Here is a 17,094-nt window from a genome sequence, read left to right as displayed (position 1 = left end):
GAACAATAACAAAAACAAGCAAATAAAAATATTATGAAAACGATTCTTAAATCTGCAACTGTACTTGTTGCTACCATGACGATCTCCCTGAATGCCTTTGCTCAGGACACTAAAAAGCCAGCCAGCCCTCCTGCTACTGCAACGGGAAAAATTAAAGATGCAACCATTACAATAAACTATAGCAGCCCTTCTGTGAAAGGGCGTACCATCTGGGGCGGTTTAGAAGCTTATGATAAAGTTTGGCGTGCGGGTGCAAATGAAGCAACAACTTTTGAAACAGATAAAAATATTACCGTTCAGGGTAAACCGCTGCCTGCAGGTAAATACAGCTTTTTCCTGATTCCTAAGGAAAGCGGAACCTGGACAGCCATTTTTAACAAAGAGCCAAAACAATGGGGCGCTTATAAATATGAACAGGCTAAAGATGCTTTACGTGTGGATGTAAAAACAAAAGCCTTACAAACCAGACAGGAAAATTTAGTGTACAAAATAAATGATAATGGATTCACAATGGATTGGGATAAGATCTCAGTTCCTGTAGAGATAAAGTAAATTTATGAAAAATAGGAATCCCGGATTAACCGGGATTTTTTTGTTTACTGTATCAAAGATTACTATTGAGGCAATTTCAGACTGTTGATCAAACGCTTAAAATATTCGGACATCTCCGGCTTATAAGTTTTAATAAAGATTTATTAAGACCATTTATCATTACGTTCATCTCTTTTAATCTCTTTTTCTATCTCGTTCACATATGGTAATGGAAGTAGATATGTTTCATCAATATACTTTAAAATAGCTTGACTGGTCTCATTATTAATCTTTCTAATAAAAAGCTGATTGCTGTTTTTTAATGATTCAAGAAAAGAAGTATGATACGAATTTTTATTAAAGAATGTTTTTTCAATAGTTGCTCTTTTGTCATCATTCACAATGATATCCTTAAAAATCGTATTCATAAGAACTGTTTGGAAGAAAGATTCAGCAGGCAAAAGAGTATGTAAGTAATAATCTTCAAAATCCATTACTCTTTTGTTATTGGTTAAAAAAGAACAGGTATCTCTGGTAAAAATAAACCATTTACCTCCAATATAAGGTGTGACACCTTCCATGAAATCCCTTTTATAAATCAATGATGATATTTTATGGGTAAGCTCCGTAAAGTGATTTTGTATCCTTCGAAGTGTATCCGGCCTGTAAAACTTCTGGTCGTAATAAAAAAGATAATTTCTTCCGTTATTAACGGTAAGGAATTTACGAATAATATTTTGTGACTTGAGAGGGAAATCTTCACCGCTTAAGTTGATAAAATAATCCCAGTCATGGCTTACATTCAAAAGATATTCCATTGCATTCAGTTCAGCCTGGATCATGCTAAACCCTCCGGCTACAATATTCATGCTTTCCAAAATGTATACGTTCGGAAAGTGTATTAAATATAATTGTATTTCCTCCGTAAATTCTGCTTTTGCTTTCCGGTCAATATGAATAAGATAAAACTGGTCCCTCGTATAAATCTTTTGAAACATTTCTTTAAACGTATCAGGTTTATGATGAACCATGATAAAATAAGCAATTCTCACCTGCGGAGCAGAACGCAGATCTGAAGTTTGGGAATGGGGATGGGTAGTGGGAAACGACGTTTGCATAGGGATTAAATTTAAAATCATCCGCAAAGGCAAACAATTTAGTTTATGTGCGTAAGCTACGAATATATTTTTGATAATCAATGAATTAAATTGAATGATGCTCAACTATTTTATTGTACATTTGCAAAGTATTTATAAAACAGGTTTCTGCCTTTGCTATTCTGTAATAGTTTAAACTCACAATTTTTTCTTTCAGTTTTTGCTTTTTCAGCTCCCCAATTATCAATCGGGTTTCGAATGTGAAAATACTTTATAAGTCTTTTCATCCTAGAAAGATACGTTATTGCAGGCTCATGAATACCATAGAGGTAATTTATTGGAAGCTAAGCAAGTAAATGATGAATAAAGATTTCTTTATTTATCCCAAATACAACAATTCAAATTCCAAAAGTGGATTTGCTTACAAAATATCAGGAAACCTGAAAATTATGATGAGTTTCAAAAATTTAAATTTAATCAACCCAATTATACGGGCAGTCACAGAAGCCGGATATTCCAAACCTACTGAGATACAATATACCGCGATACCTCATATTCTTGCCGGAAGGGATATTATAGGATGTGCCCAGACAGGTACGGGAAAAACGGCTGCATTTGCAATGCCTATTCTGCAGCTGTTAAAAAAACATACCCCTGAACATAAAGAGATAAGAACATTAATACTCACACCTACCCGGGAATTAGCGATACAGATTGAAGAGAATTTTGCTGTTTACAGCAAGTATTTACCTTTATCCCAACTCTCTGTTTATGGAGGAGTTTCAGCGGGAGGCCAGCTTGCCGCTCTCAGAAAGAGAGTTGACATTCTGGTTGCAACACCAGGCAGATTACTGGATCTGGTTAATCAAAGACATATTGATCTCTCTAAAATAGAAATATTTGTTTTGGATGAGGCCGACAGAATGCTTGATATGGGATTTGTTAATGATGTAAAAAAAGTGTTGAAGCTAATTCCTCAGAAAAGACAAACATTATTTTTTTCAGCCACTATGCCCGGGAGTATACGGAAGTTTGCAGAATCGATCCTGAGTAATCCTGTAGAAGTTACAGTAACTCCTGTGTCTTCAACCGCACAAGGGATAAAGCAATCCGTATATTTTGTAGAAAAACGGGATAAGACCGGTTTGCTGATTGATTTATTGCAAAATGAAAATATGAGGCGTTCACTGGTTTTTACCCGTACAAAACACGCTGCCAATAAGCTGGTTCAGCAATTAGAAGGTGTTGGTATTTTTGCTGCGGCAATTCATGGGAACAAATCTCAGACTGCAAGACAGAATGCTCTTGATGATTTTAAAAGCAGCAGAATTAAAGTTTTAGTGGCTACAGATATTGCAGCAAGGGGAATTGATATAGATGATCTTCCTCATGTCGTTAATTACGAGCTTCCGAATGTACCGGAAACTTATGTTCACCGGATTGGCAGAACAGGGAGGGCCGGAGCAGAAGGTACTGCTATTTCATTTTGCGATACTGATGAGCGTCTAGATCTCAAGAATATTCAAAAACTGATAGGTTTTACAATGCCGGTCAGGTCTTTTTATAAATAAAATCTGTAACGTTACAGAACATACTATACAATTTTTAATAATAATTACAATGCAACAAGGCACAGTAAAATTTTTCAATGAAGCAAAAGGCTTCGGGTTTATTACTCCATCAGATGGGAGTAAAGATATATTTGTACATTCTTCAGGGTTAGACACAAGAGCAATCCGTGAAAATGATAAAGTCATTTTTGAAGTACAAAAGAGTGATAAAGGTTTAAATGCTGTTAATGTAAAATTAGCGTAATTAAGCTTTAATATCATTGTGTGAAAGAAAAATTATTTTCAATTTCAGTATTATATTTTTATATTTTTTTACAATTCAAAGTCCGGTAACCTCTGGATTTTGAGCACATTGTTTGATAGAACATTGATGTAAGTTAAATTACTTTTTATTTTCCATTATGTTCATTTGCCTCTCACATTATGTGAGAGGTTTTTCAAGAAAAAAAAACCAATCAGCTTAATATAAAACAAGAGACTAGAATGATTATCATCAACAATTTTATGGAATATAAATCTTTGGAAGGCCAGATGGTTGGGTCTTCCAACTGGCATATCATAGACCAAAAACAAATTAACAGATTTGCAGAAACAACTTTAGATGATCAGTGGATTCATACTAATGAGGAAAGGGCAAAAAAAGAAAGTCCTTATCGTTCAACCATTGCCCACGGCTATTTAACACTTTCGCTGATTCCCTATCTGTGGAAGCAGATTGCAGAGGTGAGGAACATCAGTATGGAAGTCAATTACGGAATAGAGAATTTTAGATTTGGTCAACCAGTGAAAGCTAATGATAAAGTACGTCTTGAGGCAACAATTAAATCTGTACAGAACCTTAAAGGAACCGTAAAAGTTATGGTGGGAGCTAAGCTGATGATTAAAGATCAGGTAAAATCTGCTTATACCGGAGATGTGGTATTCCTGTATCATTTTTCATAAAAGTATCTTTCCGGCTGGATAATTGTTGTCCCGGTTCCAGCGTGGATTTTCTATTTTGCAGGTGGTGTATTTTCGTCAGGATTTTATTCGTTTTTCCTTACTATATTACTTCTTGGTAGTGTTCTGGCAGTGGTTTACCATTCCGAAGTTATCGCCCGCAGATTAGGCGAACCTTATAATTACATATAGTTTCTATGTTTAAAAATCCTGTCTGCACCTTATAATACATGAGTTTATCATGCATGAGGTTTAAAAGGTTGTGTTAATGGCTGATAAGTTTACCTTCATTGTTTGTTTTGATCGGAGCGATTATGCTGCTGATACAATTTTCTTTTAACCTGTGGGACCAGGAAAAAATTTTAATATACTTATCCCAATTGTTATACATTTTATTCAAAATAATTTCATGTTTATTGGGGATAAAGATATCTGCATTATAAAGATTGTATGGTTTTCCTGGCAGGTAATCATCTTTAAAAGCTTCATAACCATCGGAAGTTAAGTATGAATTTTGCGGTTTATTGAAGAGCAACCATATATCTACAAATGGAAAAGAGTAATCATATCCTTCTTTATATTCGCCATCTTGGTAAAAAAACTTATAATATTCTGATCCCGTTTTGTGCCATAACCTTTTAGTATATTTAAGAGTATTATCCTGTTCAACGGCTTTTAAAAGAATATTAATTTCATTTTCATCCATACACAGGTCAACATCATCGTCCCAGGGCATGATGTCATCATGCCGTATAATACCAAGTAGTGTTCCGGCATGTGCAAAAAGATTAAGTCCAAGTTCTTTCGCTTTTTCTGCTAAATACAATAAAATAGAAATAGCCTGCTCCTTATGCCTATCCTCCCATAAATTTATTTCTTTGATTTTTTCTAAGAAAAATAATCCTCTATCCTTATATACCGGACATTTTGCCTCATCGTATTTAAACCAGTCTGTATCCAGTACAAGAGTTTTTAATGTATTGTTAAATGATGCTTCCAATAGCTCTTCGTCAATAGGTTGTTTGATGTTTTTTAGGGTTAGAATATTTTTAATATACTTTGCATTAAGTATATAAAAATAGCTACCCCAATAGTATCCTAATCTGCTTGGGAATATTTCACTTTTTGTAAAGGAGCCCTGACCGAGTTTATTGTATGGAATGATAAGGTCCCATTCATTTTCCAATGAATGAACGTTTTCAATAATTTCATCATATGTTTTGATAAGCTCAACATCGTTTTCGATCACAATACATGGTTTGGTTATGTTATGAATAAAAATATACTCCCAGATACATATGTGGGCGGAATAATTTTGAATGTCTCTTGGAGACATTTCAAAACCATACTTTTCGAGGTGGAAGGTTTTGTCATTTTCATATAGCAGTTTATCAGATGTAATATCGGTCGTCATATGGCCATTCTCAAAAGTAATAGCTCTATCTTTAATATGAAATATCATGTTTTAATTTTGTTGAATGCAAAGCTTTTGCAGTTATGTAATCTATAGGGAGTGTTATTTTTATATTTTCTTCATTACCTTCGGCCAGTTCAATTTTGTAACCACAGTACTCAACAAGTGTTGCATCATCAAAAAAGAACGGTAAGTATGCTGTCTGATAAGCGGCCCTGATAATTTCTGACCTGAATACCTGTGGTGTCTGAATAACTTTGAAATCATTACGATTCTTACTTTGGTTGTTATTACCATCCGTCATTCTAATTGTTGGAATCATTGCAATTGCAGGAACAATTGCACCATGTATTATTGCCTCAGTAAAAACTGTATTAATTACCTCCGAACTTACAAACGGTCTGACACCGTCATGAACTCCAATGATACATTCTTCATCAGGTATTGTGTCAATGGCATTTTTAACGGAATGAAATCTCTCTTTGCCTCCAAACACGATTTTCAAATTGTTAAGATAATCATATTCTTCGCATAACATATGCCAGATTTTCATATGTGATTTCTTAAGTACAATGATGATTTCAAAATGATGATGGGGATGTTTCAGAAAATTATCAATTGTATGGACCAGTATCGGTTTGCCGCCTAAGAGAAGAAATTGCTTGGCACTTTCTGCTCCCATTCTGTTTCCTTCACCAGCCGCCAGTATAATTACATATTTCTTCATTTGTATGAATCCTTCCATTTTAATTATTGCCAAAACTAAATTTTAAATATTGCACAAGTATGAAGGGATTATGAACATTTCATTAATTGTTGAATTATGGCTTTTTTCATATTTCCTCAGGCTTTTATTTTGCAAAAAAAACTAATGATTAAAAGCTTTCCGCACGAAAGGCAGTTTGATAAAATGGATTGTGGACCTACGTGCTTGAAGATAATTGCAAAACACTATGGAAGATATTATTCTTTACAATTTTTAAGGGACCTGTGTAGTGTGACAAAAGAGGGAGTATCCCTTGCAGATTTAGTGTATGCTTCTGATAAGATAGGCTTAAAATCACATGCAGTAAGATGTTCTTTCAATGATTTGAAATCTCAGGTTCACTTTCCTGCAATTCTCCACTGGGGTGAAAGTCATTTCGTTGTAATATATCGAATTAAAAGTAAGCGAATTTACATCTCAGACCCGGCAAAGGGTAAGATTATTTATACGTCGGATGAATTCTTGAAAAAATGGCTTAAATCCGATGGCAAGGGGGTCGTATTGTTAATTGAGCCGGCAAACAATTTTAAAACCCTGCATATTGAAGAAACCGTTGAGCAGAAGAATATGCTTTTTGACTTTTTTAAGTATTTTACAAATTATAAAAAAGTTCTGTTGCTGCTCTTTTTGGTGATGGCTGTCATCACTGGATTAAATGTTTTCCTTCCGTTTATTTCAAGATCTGTGATTGATATCGGGGTCAATAAAAGAGATTTACAGTTCATTAAAATGATTCTTGTTGCAAATTTAGCCCTTATCATCTGTTCCTTTTTTTCGACAATTATACGGGACTGGATTATATTGCAGGTATCAAACAGAGTGAGCGTAAATATTATTTCAGATTATTTATCTAAACTGCTGAAACTTCCCTTCAGCTTTTTTGAGAATAAGCATCCCGGAGATATCTTACAGCGTGCACATGATCATGAAAGGATCAGAAGTTTTATTATGGGCAACTCACTCAATATCATCTTCTCACTTTTTTCGTTTTCCGCATTCATTTTTGTTCTTTTGGTTTATAGTGTGCCTGTATTCCTGATCTTTATCGCAGGAACAATGATTTATCTGACCTACATCTTCCTGTTTTTTAAAGCCAGAAAACAGGTTGATATGAATTATTTCGCACTGATGGGAAAAGATCAAGGTTTCTGGATAGAGACCATCAACAATATCCAGGAAATTAAAATAAATAATTACGAAACCTCCCGGAAGTTAAAATGGGATGAAATACAGGCAAAGCTCTTTAAACAGAATTTACAGATGCAGTCGATTACTAACAGGCAGAACGTAGGCGCACAGGTAATTGACAATCTTAAAAATGTATCAATTACATTTTATTGTGCACTTTTAGTCATCAATAATAAAATGACACTGGGGGAGTTGTTGTCCATTCAAATGATTCTTGGAATGTTGAATGGTCCGATTCAGCAGCTGGTTCAATTTTTTTTGAGCTTCCAAATGGCAAAGTTAAGCTTCAGCAGAATCCGTGAAATAAGATCGCTGTCCGAAGAAGATAATTATGTGAACAATAATAATATTACCCTGCCTTCTTCAGGAACATTAAAATTTTCAAATGTTTATTTTCAGTATTCTGCACGTCAGCCTTATGTACTACAAAACTTAAATTTTGTTATTCCGGAAGGAAAGACAACTGCTTTTGTAGGTGACAGCGGAAGCGGGAAATCAACCATATTAAAGTTGCTTCTTCGTCTGTATGAGCCTTCTTCAGGTGATATTACTGTAGGAGAAATGAACTATAAACATATCAGCATTGCTAACTGGAGGGATGAATGCGGAAGCGTTTTTCAAAATGGAAAAATCTTTAATGACACTGTAATTAACAATATTGTACTTAATGCCAATACTATTGATTATAAATTATTAAAAGAAGTAGTGGCAATAGCAAATATGACCCGGGAAATTGAAAATATGCCACTGGGGTACAAAACAAAAATAGGAGAAAACGGAAGGGGGATAAGCGGAGGACAAAAGCAAAGAATCCTTATAGCGAGAGCTCTTTACAGAAACCCTAAGTATATATTTCTTGATGAAGCAACCAATGCACTCGACTCAATTAACGAAAAGAATATTGTTAACTCGCTTTCAAAAGCATTTGTTAACAAAACTGTAGTAATAGTTGCCCATCGTTTAAGTACCATCATGAACGCAGATCAAATCATTGTAATGAAAGATGGAAAAATAATAGAAAGAGGTAATCACAATTTCCTGATGCAACAGAAAGGGCAATATTATAAGCTCTTTGAAAGTCAAATAAATGTTTTAAATGGAGCAGACAGATCACACGCAGAGATTGCAGCAAACTAATTCAGAGGAAATTACATTTCTTGTTTCAAGAATACCGGGCAGTATAAGCATCCGAATTTCAATTTTGATAAGTATAATTTTATTGTTGCTTATTATTGGGCTTTTTTCAATCAAATATCCTGATTCTTATAAAGGTTCTGTTACGATTGTTGCGGATAATCCTTCGTTGTCGGTTGTTGCCAATCATCAGGGGCCTATTATTATTTTGAAAAGGGACCATGATGTAGTTAAAAGGGGAGACATTGTTGCCTATATTGATAATGAAGCTTCCTTCGGGGAAATGCTGGAACTAGAGAAAACAGCTTTACGTTTCAACAGTGAGAGAAATTTAGCATTTTACTACGATGCACTTCCTAAAATTGTTCATTATGGTGAAATTAACAACAGTTACTTTACTTTTTTAAATGCCTTACAACAATACGTTCTTTTTACTACCAACGGTTTATATGACAGACAGCAAAAGCTTCTGGACGACCTTGCAGAAAAGCAGGAAAAACAGTTACAGTTACAACGGGGAAAGGTAAACATGATCAATAAAAATGACAGGTTAAGTTATAATAAGGTTAAAAGAGATTCATTGCTCAGAAATGCCCAGATAATCAGTCAGGAGCAATTCGAAAGTACAGAGCAGAATTATTTGAATTCATTACAATATAATAATACAACAAAACAGGAAATCTATAAACTTGATCAGGAGATTTTAAGTACTAAAAGTAAAAGCGTGGAAACCCAAATTTTAAAAGTTGAAAAAAGAGAAAAACTTACTTCCGACTTATACAATTCTTACAATGACCTTATTAATAAAATAAGAGCCTGGAAGAGAGCGTATTTAATTACAGCCCCTATTGAAGGGAAAGTACAATATTTGAGTTTTTTGAAAAATAATCAATATATAAATCATCAAGATCCAATTTTTGCAATTATCCCAATTTCAAATAAGGTAAATGGGCAAATGATGATATCTGATTTTGGCTCAGGTAAAATCAAAGAAAATCAAGATGTTCTTATTAGACTAAATAATTTTCCACATGAAGAGTATGGCGTTATAGAAGCAAAAGTTATGAAAATTTCTTTTGTGGGAAATACTGTAAAGACTGCTAATGGAGAGGAGAAAAAATATATGGTCGATCTGGCAATTTTATCATCAGGGGGAAGTGTGTTATTATCTGATGGAGTCAGTGGAGAAGGTGAAATTTTGACAAACAATAAAAAACTTTATGAAAGAGTTTTAGAAAAAATTTTGCTAACCTTTTATAAGAAAGCATAAATGAAGTATTGGATTATGGACCTTAAAAACATATAATTTTTATGAATTATCGTAAATCATTAAATATAATCAAATGAGAAATTTGCAAGTTGTCGAACTAAACAGCACATTAGAAATGCTGAACGAACATGAACTATATTCCTTCAAGGGAGGGCTTGAAGGTGGTCAGAGTGATGTACATGAGATTCCGGAAGTTATTATTCCTGCACCAGGCGGTGATGATGGTGGTGGTGATGATGGCTATGACGACGGAGGAGATCCCCCGACGTGGGACGATAATGATCCATCACCTGGAGACGATGGAGACGATCCATTTCCTTCAGGAGGGGGAGAAGACCCAGGGAATGATGATGATACAAGTGATCCTGAACAGCATAATTTGCCACAACCGGTACCTCAGATATGTACGCAGTTAGGCTCAACTGGTGAATGCACTATGAAGGCTCTGGATGTTATTTCAAAATTTTTCGGTGGCGATGCAATGGGGATTCACAAGGATGATTTTGCACAATTTGTAGGATTAAATAATCCTGGTGAAGCCGCTATGGAATTTTTAATTAATCCAAATGGAGGGTTAACAATGGACGAATTAAATGGACTTGTTGATGAATTTTTTACAAATACCGACCTTGGAGGGGATACCGCCAGTATAATTAGCCATCTTGACAATGGGCATCCGATATTAGCGACCATAATAGATCCTGCAACAAATACAGGACACGCTGTTGTTATTATCGGGTTTAATGCAGGAACGAATATGGTAACTATTGCAAATTCGTTGGCTCCGGGAGGAGTAGAGACCATTGCTTACAATGCCTCCACAATGGTCAATCAATCTGCAATTTCGGGTTTCCAGAATAATGCTACCGTAAATCAGTATAGAAATGACTCTAATGATTGGTGGATCGGATGTGGAATGTCTGCTTCAGGTGAAGTTATCGGTTAATTTATAAATAAAGAAAATGAAAATCAAATATTTATTTACATTACTTGTGTCATTTAATTTCTGTACTGCACAGATTACTATAGATTATATTGACTTTCAAAAGGATTCTATTCCAAAAGTAATTAACAATATTAACAAGAAACCATTACCTGAAACTTTGGAGTTGAATGGAAAATTACTGGAAGCTAATACAATTTGCGGCTTAGATCCTGATAGAATTGAATCAGTGAGTAGAAAAGCGATGTCTTCCGCTGAGGAGAGAATAATTGTAAAAACAAAAACCGGCTACACTCCTAAACTTATTTCATTAATTGATTTGCTTAAAGAAACTAACTTAAATCTAAAGCATTTTATTATTTTTATTGATAGAAAACCTATTGAGAGTAAATTCGATAAAACGTATGTTGACAAGGAGTATATATTACAAATTAAGGCGGAAAATATTCAGTCAGATAGTAATCAGGATTTAGTTCTTGTTAATATATTTACTAAGTCAAAGAAAAATATTGCTAAAGCTAAAGAATTACGTATAAAGTAGTTTATAAACAATTAAAAAAATCAGCCGTCTCACTTTGAGGCGGCTTTTCGCAATTATGCTGTAAGTGTTTTTCCTGACCGAAATACTGGCTTTGTGAAATGCCACTTACATCCTATAACGTTGTTCATCAGGATGCAAGCTGTCTGAGACCCAAAAGTAGGAAATAAAGCAATGGGTGAAAGAGGTGAGAAAACAGATTGAACAGCAGGTGGGTAAAAAACAGAAATAGTATTCTGATATAACAAAAACAATCCGTAAATTTAATATCATATCCATTTCATATGAATTACAATATACCGGAAGATTTGAAAGGACTTACAGATCCTGAAGTAGCCGATTCCAGAAAAAAATACGGATATAACCGCCTTGAAGCTGTTAAAAAAGAATCATGGGCAGATCTACTTCTCAACATCCTGAAAGAGCCGATGTTGCTTCTTCTTATATGTGTTTCCTTCATTTATGTCCTTACACGGGATTATGGTGAGGCTTTATTCATGTTTGCTGCTATTGTCGGAGTTACCGCAATTTCTTTTTACCAGGATAACAGGAGCAAAAAAGCGCTGGAAGAACTTGAAAAACTTAACGAACCTTTAAGTAAGGTAATCAGAAATTCAAAGATTATTAATATTCCAACTTTTGAAATAGCTGTCGGAGATTTATGCATTACTGAAGAGGGAAACCTCATCAATGCGGATGGAAGAATTGTTCACAGCAACGATTTTTCTGTTAACGAATCTTCCCTGACAGGAGAGAGTTTTTCTGTTTTCAAGGATAGCAGATCCGAAGATAACAAGGTGTACAGCGGGACAATCACTGTTTCCGGACTTGCCGTTTTTGAGGTCGAAAATATAGGAAAAGAAACTAAAGTAGGAAAAATAGGACAATCTATACTGGGAATAAAAACAGAAATATCTCCTCTGCAGTTTCAGATCAGAAACTTTGTAATGGGAATGGCTGTTATCGGAATCATTATCTTTCTTGCGGTATGTATCTTCAGCTTTATCAAAACAGGTGACTTTGTGACCAGTTTATTAAGTGGACTTACCCTGGCAATGTCTGTGCTTCCCGAAGAAATTCCCGTAGCCTTTACAACTTTTATGGCTTTGGGTGCATGGAAGCTGATGCGGGAAGGAATCATCATTAAACGAAGCAGCATTGTAGAGACCCTGGGAAGCGTTTCTGTGATCTGCACAGATAAAACAGGTACGATTACGGAAAACTCCATGCATTTGAAACATCTTTATGATTACCGTTCTGATAGAACTTTTGAGGAAACAGAGTTTGGAACAAAAGAGCTGCAAGAACTCATTGATTATGCGATGTGGAGTAGTGAGCCTGTACCTTTTGATCCCATGGAAATAACCCTGCATAAGATCTATGAACAGACCCGGAAGCCCGATCAAAGGAAAAAGTATCAGCTGTTTCATGAATACCCGCTGGAAGGAAAACCGCCGATGATGACCCATCTTTTTGAAAATGATCAGAAAGACCGGATTATTGCCGCTAAGGGTGCTCCGGAAGCTATTATCAGTGTTTGCAATCTTTCAGAAGATGAAAAAAATAACATAAGAAAGATAATAAAGAATTTCGGAGAACAGGGGTACAGAGTTCTAGGTGTTGCAAGATCTCATTTTGAAGGAAATGATTTTCCGGATAAGCAGCAGGATTTTAAATTTGACTTTTTAGGTTTGACTGTATTTTATGATCCTCCCAAAAAAGGAATAAAAGAGGTGTTCAGGCATATATATGATGCGGGTATTCAAGTAAAAGTCATTACAGGAGATAATGCTGATACCACCAGAGCTATTGCATTGCAGGCAGGAATAAAAAACAGTACAATGCCCGTTAATGGAAGTGAAATTGCAGCATGCTCTGAAGCAGATCTTATAAAACTTTCTGAAAATACTACCTTATTTACAAGGATGTTTCCGGAAGCAAAACTGGAAGTGGTTTCTGCCTTGAAAGCCCAAGGCCACGTAGTGGCAATGCTGGGGGACGGTGTGAATGATGGACCGGCTTTAAAAGCGGCTCATATTGGAGTGGCAATGGGAAATAAAGGAACTGAAATTGCCAAATCAGCCGCCGCACTGGTGATTACCAATGATGACCTGGATAAGTTAGTGATTGGGGTTGCCGCTGGAAGAAGAATTTATGCCAATATAAAAAAAGCGGTACAGTATATTATTTCCATTCATATCCCTATTATTCTCACTGTTTCGTTGCCTTTGTTCCTGGGCTGGGTATTTCCTCATATATTCACTCCGGTTCATGTAATCTTTCTGGAACTGGTGATGGGCCCCACGTGTTCTATTGTTTATGAGAATGAGCCTATGGAAAAGAATGCTATGCAAAGACCTCCCAGAGCACTTACAGATACTTTTCTGAATTGGAGAGAGCTCACAATAAGCATTATCCAGGGGCTGGTCATTACCATAGGAATATTATGGCTTTATCAGTACTCTGTCAGCTATGGAAATGATGAAGCTAAAACCAGGGCATTGGTTTTCACTACACTTATATTTTCCAATATACTCCTGAGCCTGGTGAACCGTTCTTTCTATTACAGCATGCTGGAGAGTTTTAAAAACCGGAACGTTCTGCTTGCGGGGATCACAGTATTAGTGGTGATTCTCTTGCTGATCATTCTCTATGTAGCTCCTGTTTCGGGATTTTTCAGGGTGAGGGCTCTCAGCATAAAAGAACTTGGACTGGCATTGCTTACTGCTTCAGTTTCTGTACTGTGGTTTGAGATTTACAAATTCATAAAAAGGCTTTATTTTAGGAAATAATGAATTATTCATAACAGAGAATTATATAATGTTGATTCGTGAAAAAGCTGATTGATTTTTAGTTAAATTGCTGAATAGTTTTTAATTACTGATGGTTATGCAAAAAAATAGTTTTCTCAAGGTCTCTTTTGAAATGGCTAAACTAATTTGTTCGATGTTTGCCATTTCTTTTAAATTACAAAGCAAAATTAGCCGGAATTTTATTTATAAATATTTTAAAATTCAAGCCTGGACTATAAAATCTTGAAGATGATCACTTCCTTAAGAAGATTTCGAACACTTAATAATTGTAGATTACAAAATTACAAAAGTTTGATAATAGATATTTATGGATAAAAAAAAGAGACAACTATCAAATAGTTGTCTCCTTAAGTGACCTTAACGAGCGTGTCTTCAAACACTTTTATCGATGATTTGGTTCGTTTGAGCAAGATTAGGGGGGATTATAAAGTTATTTTGATCAAGAAACTTTTATTAGAATAAAAATGTTATAAACTCAAAACAATTTAATTTCAGAAATTAAGCATAAGCGAACTTGGCTTAGTTTATCTTTAATTGGTTTTATTTGTCTTGTTTCTTCTAAAAACTATCTTAATAAGATATTTAGTAAAGACATCACTTTTATAGTAACTCAACAATTTTATTGAGTAGAAAGCTCTTGAGTACAATAAATAACAGTTTTAAACTAAATCATAATGATTTAATTTTATGACAAAGTAATGTTCAATTGTTTTTTGAGCTTTCTTGCACATCGATAAAAGATCATTTACTGATGTGTTGTCGAAACTAAAGTCATCATGTGTTTTCACAATATATTCAGTTACTATTTCAATATTCATTAAATCAATTTCTGTTACATCGGTTTTCAGCCTATTTTCTTCTTTGAAGAAAGGAATTTTACGGAAAATAGAATCGTTAAACCGAAAGAGATGTATTGTTTTCATTATAAACTATTTAATAGGATGGAAAATTTAGGTTGAGGCTTTGTCAAGAAAGCTTATCTTTTATTTTTCTGTAGATCCTTTTTTTAGTTAAGGTACGTTCTGATGGTAATGGGTACAAGCCGCCTGAAAGGATATACAATAAGCTGCCCCAAAAATTATTTTTCCTACATAATTCATGACTGTAGTTAGTTAATATTTTTATGTATTCGTGTTCATATTCCTTTGCTTCCTGTAATGTGTAATTTTCTGGAATATCTTTAATAATATCCATAACATTTTGGTTAAAGGTTTTAGGTGAATATTTTTCTATAAAGTCTAATTCAAGCCTGCACATCCCGATAAGTGGAGTAAGTAAAGAAAAAATTTCATCATAAAAATTATAAATATTTACCTTCCAAGATAATCTTTCTTCTTCCGGTAAAACCTGAATAGTCAACAGAATAAGTTTTTTATGGATTACTTCCATTTCATCTGTGTAGAGTTTGTTTTGCTGCCAGAATATGAGTGAATTGATTTTATTTTTTTTAATAATATTTCCCAGTATATATTCAAACTGGATTCTAATATTCTTTATGTTCTCACTCAGGTCTTCTAAAACAGACTGCCACAGGTTATGCTGGCTTAAACTGCAATATGTGCTAAATATCAATCTTGATTTGTTAATAAGCTGCTGTAATTCTTTTAACATTCTAAGAATTTCTTTAGCGTCTCTTTCTAAGGTGATGTTGGTATTTCGCAGATAGAACAGAGAGGTAAACTGGGAATAATAGGCTCTTCTTGAAATATTTTTTTTATTTCTGAGTCCCGATTTGCTCTTTGGATGCTTAATTAACTTTTTCATTAGAATTTTATTGTAGATCATTTTTCTTCATAGTTCCTTTTTCAAAGGATTTTTGTTGTATGATAAGGGAAACAAGATATTGTCTTAAATCTTTTATCGTAATATTTTTTTCTTTCTCAGAAAAAAATAATGGAGTTTCATCTAGAAGTTCATACAGTTCAGGAAATTCTTTTTGGATTTCAACTGTCTTTTTAAATATCTTTTTCGTTAAAATAGATATAGTGTTTAGATTATTCATAACCGCTTTTTATTATTGTTACTATCATCTTAAAGCGCTTATTCCCTTTTATTGAATGAGATTTATGGGCAGGAACGATAATGCATTCACCTTCTTCCATAAAGTAAGAAGCTCCGTCTATAATGATTTCAGCTTTACCTTCAATGATCTGTGCAACAGTATCGAAAGGAGATATCTTTTCAGATAATCCTTCTTTGTCATCAAAAGATAAAACACTGATATTGCCGGTCAGTTTTTCAAGTATATTTTTACTGACTACAGAATTTGGAATGTAATCTACAATCTGGCTTGTAATATATACTTTCGATTTTTCAAGTTCTCTATGATTCATCACTGTGGGTTTAACATAAAAATAGCAGATGGTATTGTAAATAAAAGGGATAGAACTGTCTAATATCCCATCCCTTTTTTCAGTTAAGCTTTTGATAAATTGTTCATCATAGGTTTTAACTGTCCTTGAAAACAATTTATGAAAGATTGATTTCTTTGATAATATTGAGAACTTCTTCACGGTTTTTTCTTAATCTGTTTCCGATTCTTTCCAGCATTTCCTTTTCTTTACCTTCTTCAAGCTTCAGGTCGTGGTCCGTTAATGTTGAAAATTTTTCTTTCAGTTGTTTTGATTGCACATCCCAGTCTCCCGGAATTTTGAACGATTGGTTGCCTTTGTTGTGGTTTGTGTCCATAAAGTAGGTTTTAGTGTAACTTCATTGCTACAATACAAAGTTGGGTATTTATTAATCTATTGTATTACAGATTGTTTCTTTTATGTTGCACATATCACACTTTTATAAAATTCCAGCTTATTTTGGACATCTGAAATGTGGTTGATCATAAAAGCAGTGTTTGATGACTCCTTATAAAGTAATGAGGTGGTTAAGTTTAGGA

At 34.3% G+C, this 17,094-nt stretch carries 17 protein-coding genes; 9 read left to right on the top strand and 8 right to left on the bottom strand.

Annotated features, from left to right (window positions below):
- The first annotated feature begins 33 nt into the window (after positions 1–33).
- Positions 34–552, top strand: a complete 519-nt coding sequence (locus tag DRF59_RS12500; RefSeq protein ID WP_115960399.1) for a DUF2911 domain-containing protein — start codon at positions 34–36, stop codon at positions 550–552.
- 143 nt (positions 553–695) lie between these two features.
- Here DRF59_RS12500 and DRF59_RS12495 read toward each other — a convergent pair whose 3' ends face one another.
- Positions 696–1,649 (bottom strand): beta-1,6-N-acetylglucosaminyltransferase, encoded by a 954-nt coding sequence (locus tag DRF59_RS12495; protein WP_241505584.1) that lies wholly within the window; start codon positions 1,647–1,649, stop codon positions 696–698.
- A 431-nt stretch (positions 1,650–2,080) separates the two neighbouring features.
- Here DRF59_RS12495 and DRF59_RS12490 point away from each other — a divergent pair, with 431 nt between their 5' ends.
- The 3 genes from DRF59_RS12490 (at position 2,081) to DRF59_RS12480 (ending at position 4,141) form a co-directional block, all read left to right on the top strand.
- A complete protein-coding gene (locus DRF59_RS12490; RefSeq protein ID WP_167456678.1) occupies positions 2,081–3,199 on the top strand; it encodes a DEAD/DEAH box helicase in 1,119 nt (372 codons plus the stop codon).
- A gap of 49 nt (positions 3,200–3,248) precedes the next feature.
- Complete coding sequence (locus tag DRF59_RS12485; RefSeq protein ID WP_115960393.1) at positions 3,249–3,443, top strand: cold-shock protein; 195 nt, start codon at positions 3,249–3,251, stop codon at positions 3,441–3,443.
- 239 nt (positions 3,444–3,682) lie between these two features.
- Positions 3,683–4,141: a MaoC family dehydratase gene (locus DRF59_RS12480; RefSeq protein ID WP_115960390.1), complete on the top strand. Its 459-nt coding sequence runs from the start codon at positions 3,683–3,685 to the stop codon at positions 4,139–4,141.
- 262 nt (positions 4,142–4,403) lie between these two features.
- On the opposite strand, the gene DRF59_RS12475 is transcribed toward DRF59_RS12480, so the two are convergent.
- Entirely contained in the window at positions 4,404–5,600 is a 1,197-nt protein-coding gene (locus DRF59_RS12475) for a LicD family protein (protein WP_115960387.1), read from the bottom strand.
- Positions 5,584–6,312, bottom strand: a complete 729-nt coding sequence (locus DRF59_RS12470; RefSeq protein WP_123873682.1) for a 2-C-methyl-D-erythritol 4-phosphate cytidylyltransferase — start codon at positions 6,310–6,312, stop codon at positions 5,584–5,586. The genes DRF59_RS12475 and DRF59_RS12470 overlap by 17 nt, the downstream gene beginning before the upstream one ends.
- Positions 6,313–6,423: 111 nt before the next feature.
- Between DRF59_RS12470 and DRF59_RS12465 the strand changes: the two genes are divergently transcribed.
- The 5 genes from DRF59_RS12465 (at position 6,424) to DRF59_RS12445 (ending at position 14,183) form a co-directional block, all read left to right on the top strand.
- Positions 6,424–8,643 carry a peptidase domain-containing ABC transporter gene (locus DRF59_RS12465; protein ID WP_115960381.1) on the top strand — a complete coding sequence of 740 codons (2,220 nt, stop codon included), beginning with the start codon at positions 6,424–6,426 and terminating at the stop codon, positions 8,641–8,643.
- Positions 8,644–8,923: 280 nt separating this feature from the next.
- Positions 8,924–9,910 carry an HlyD family efflux transporter periplasmic adaptor subunit gene (locus DRF59_RS12460; protein ID WP_206606745.1) on the top strand — a complete coding sequence of 329 codons (987 nt, stop codon included), beginning with the start codon at positions 8,924–8,926 and terminating at the stop codon, positions 9,908–9,910.
- A gap of 73 nt (positions 9,911–9,983) precedes the next feature.
- Positions 9,984–10,856, top strand: a complete 873-nt coding sequence (locus DRF59_RS12455; RefSeq protein WP_123873681.1) for a C39 family peptidase — start codon at positions 9,984–9,986, stop codon at positions 10,854–10,856.
- 16 nt (positions 10,857–10,872) lie between these two features.
- Entirely contained in the window at positions 10,873–11,394 is a 522-nt protein-coding gene (locus DRF59_RS12450; protein WP_115960373.1) for a hypothetical protein, read from the top strand.
- Positions 11,395–11,675: 281 nt separating this feature from the next.
- The gene (locus tag DRF59_RS12445) at positions 11,676–14,183 is read left to right on the top strand and encodes a cation-translocating P-type ATPase (RefSeq protein ID WP_115960370.1); all 2,508 of its coding nucleotides are present in this window, start codon (positions 11,676–11,678) and stop codon (positions 14,181–14,183) included.
- A gap of 680 nt (positions 14,184–14,863) precedes the next feature.
- Here DRF59_RS12445 and DRF59_RS12440 read toward each other — a convergent pair.
- The 5 genes from DRF59_RS12440 to DRF59_RS12420 all read right to left on the bottom strand — a co-directional run bounded on the left by DRF59_RS12440 (position 14,864) and on the right by DRF59_RS12420 (position 16,892).
- Positions 14,864–15,127 (bottom strand): heme oxygenase, encoded by a 264-nt coding sequence (locus DRF59_RS12440; protein WP_115960367.1) that lies wholly within the window; start codon positions 15,125–15,127, stop codon positions 14,864–14,866.
- A gap of 43 nt (positions 15,128–15,170) precedes the next feature.
- Positions 15,171–15,968: a hypothetical protein gene (locus DRF59_RS12435; RefSeq protein ID WP_123873680.1), complete on the bottom strand. Its 798-nt coding sequence runs from the start codon at positions 15,966–15,968 to the stop codon at positions 15,171–15,173.
- A 7-nt stretch (positions 15,969–15,975) separates the two neighbouring features.
- Positions 15,976–16,206, bottom strand: coding sequence for a hypothetical protein (locus DRF59_RS12430; protein ID WP_076550606.1), 231 nt, complete (start codon positions 16,204–16,206; stop codon positions 15,976–15,978).
- The gene (locus DRF59_RS12425; RefSeq protein ID WP_047420562.1) at positions 16,199–16,537 is read right to left on the bottom strand and encodes a cupin domain-containing protein; all 339 of its coding nucleotides are present in this window, start codon (positions 16,535–16,537) and stop codon (positions 16,199–16,201) included. Before DRF59_RS12425 ends, DRF59_RS12430 begins: the two co-directional genes overlap by 8 nt.
- 136 nt (positions 16,538–16,673) lie before the next feature.
- Positions 16,674–16,892, bottom strand: coding sequence for a hypothetical protein (locus DRF59_RS12420; RefSeq protein ID WP_047430084.1), 219 nt, complete (start codon positions 16,890–16,892; stop codon positions 16,674–16,676).
- Between the last annotated feature and the right edge of the window lie 202 nt (positions 16,893–17,094).

The organism is Chryseobacterium flavum, assembly GCF_003385595.1.
Classification (GTDB): domain Bacteria; phylum Bacteroidota; class Bacteroidia; order Flavobacteriales; family Weeksellaceae; genus Chryseobacterium; species Chryseobacterium flavum.
The sequence above is the reverse complement of the archived record's forward strand: the minus strand, read 5'-3'. Positions and strand labels throughout refer to the sequence as shown.

What these genes read in the sequence shown, in the direction of transcription:
- DRF59_RS12440 (WP_115960367.1), bottom strand. Translation starts at nt 15,127, where the DNA reads ATGAAAACAATACATCTCTTTCGGTTTAACGATTCTATTTTCCGTAAA.
- DRF59_RS12460 (WP_206606745.1), top strand. Translation starts at nt 8,924, where the DNA reads ATGCTGGAACTAGAGAAAACAGCTTTACGTTTCAACAGTGAGAGAAAT.
- DRF59_RS12420 (WP_047430084.1), bottom strand. Translation starts at nt 16,892, where the DNA reads ATGGACACAAACCACAACAAAGGCAACCAATCGTTCAAAATTCCGGGA.
- DRF59_RS12465 (WP_115960381.1), top strand. Translation starts at nt 6,424, where the DNA reads ATGATTAAAAGCTTTCCGCACGAAAGGCAGTTTGATAAAATGGATTGT.
- DRF59_RS12430 (WP_076550606.1), bottom strand. Translation starts at nt 16,206, where the DNA reads ATGAATAATCTAAACACTATATCTATTTTAACGAAAAAGATATTTAAA.
- DRF59_RS12475 (WP_115960387.1), bottom strand. Translation starts at nt 5,600, where the DNA reads ATGATATTTCATATTAAAGATAGAGCTATTACTTTTGAGAATGGCCAT.
- DRF59_RS12485 (WP_115960393.1), top strand. Translation starts at nt 3,249, where the DNA reads ATGCAACAAGGCACAGTAAAATTTTTCAATGAAGCAAAAGGCTTCGGG.
- DRF59_RS12495 (WP_241505584.1), bottom strand. Translation starts at nt 1,649, where the DNA reads ATGCAAACGTCGTTTCCCACTACCCATCCCCATTCCCAAACTTCAGAT.
- DRF59_RS12435 (WP_123873680.1), bottom strand. Translation starts at nt 15,968, where the DNA reads ATGAAAAAGTTAATTAAGCATCCAAAGAGCAAATCGGGACTCAGAAAT.
- DRF59_RS12490 (WP_167456678.1), top strand. Translation starts at nt 2,081, where the DNA reads ATGAGTTTCAAAAATTTAAATTTAATCAACCCAATTATACGGGCAGTC.
- DRF59_RS12480 (WP_115960390.1), top strand. Translation starts at nt 3,683, where the DNA reads ATGATTATCATCAACAATTTTATGGAATATAAATCTTTGGAAGGCCAG.
- DRF59_RS12455 (WP_123873681.1), top strand. Translation starts at nt 9,984, where the DNA reads ATGAGAAATTTGCAAGTTGTCGAACTAAACAGCACATTAGAAATGCTG.
- DRF59_RS12445 (WP_115960370.1), top strand. Translation starts at nt 11,676, where the DNA reads ATGAATTACAATATACCGGAAGATTTGAAAGGACTTACAGATCCTGAA.
- DRF59_RS12450 (WP_115960373.1), top strand. Translation starts at nt 10,873, where the DNA reads ATGAAAATCAAATATTTATTTACATTACTTGTGTCATTTAATTTCTGT.
- DRF59_RS12500 (WP_115960399.1), top strand. Translation starts at nt 34, where the DNA reads ATGAAAACGATTCTTAAATCTGCAACTGTACTTGTTGCTACCATGACG.
- DRF59_RS12425 (WP_047420562.1), bottom strand. Translation starts at nt 16,537, where the DNA reads ATGAATCATAGAGAACTTGAAAAATCGAAAGTATATATTACAAGCCAG.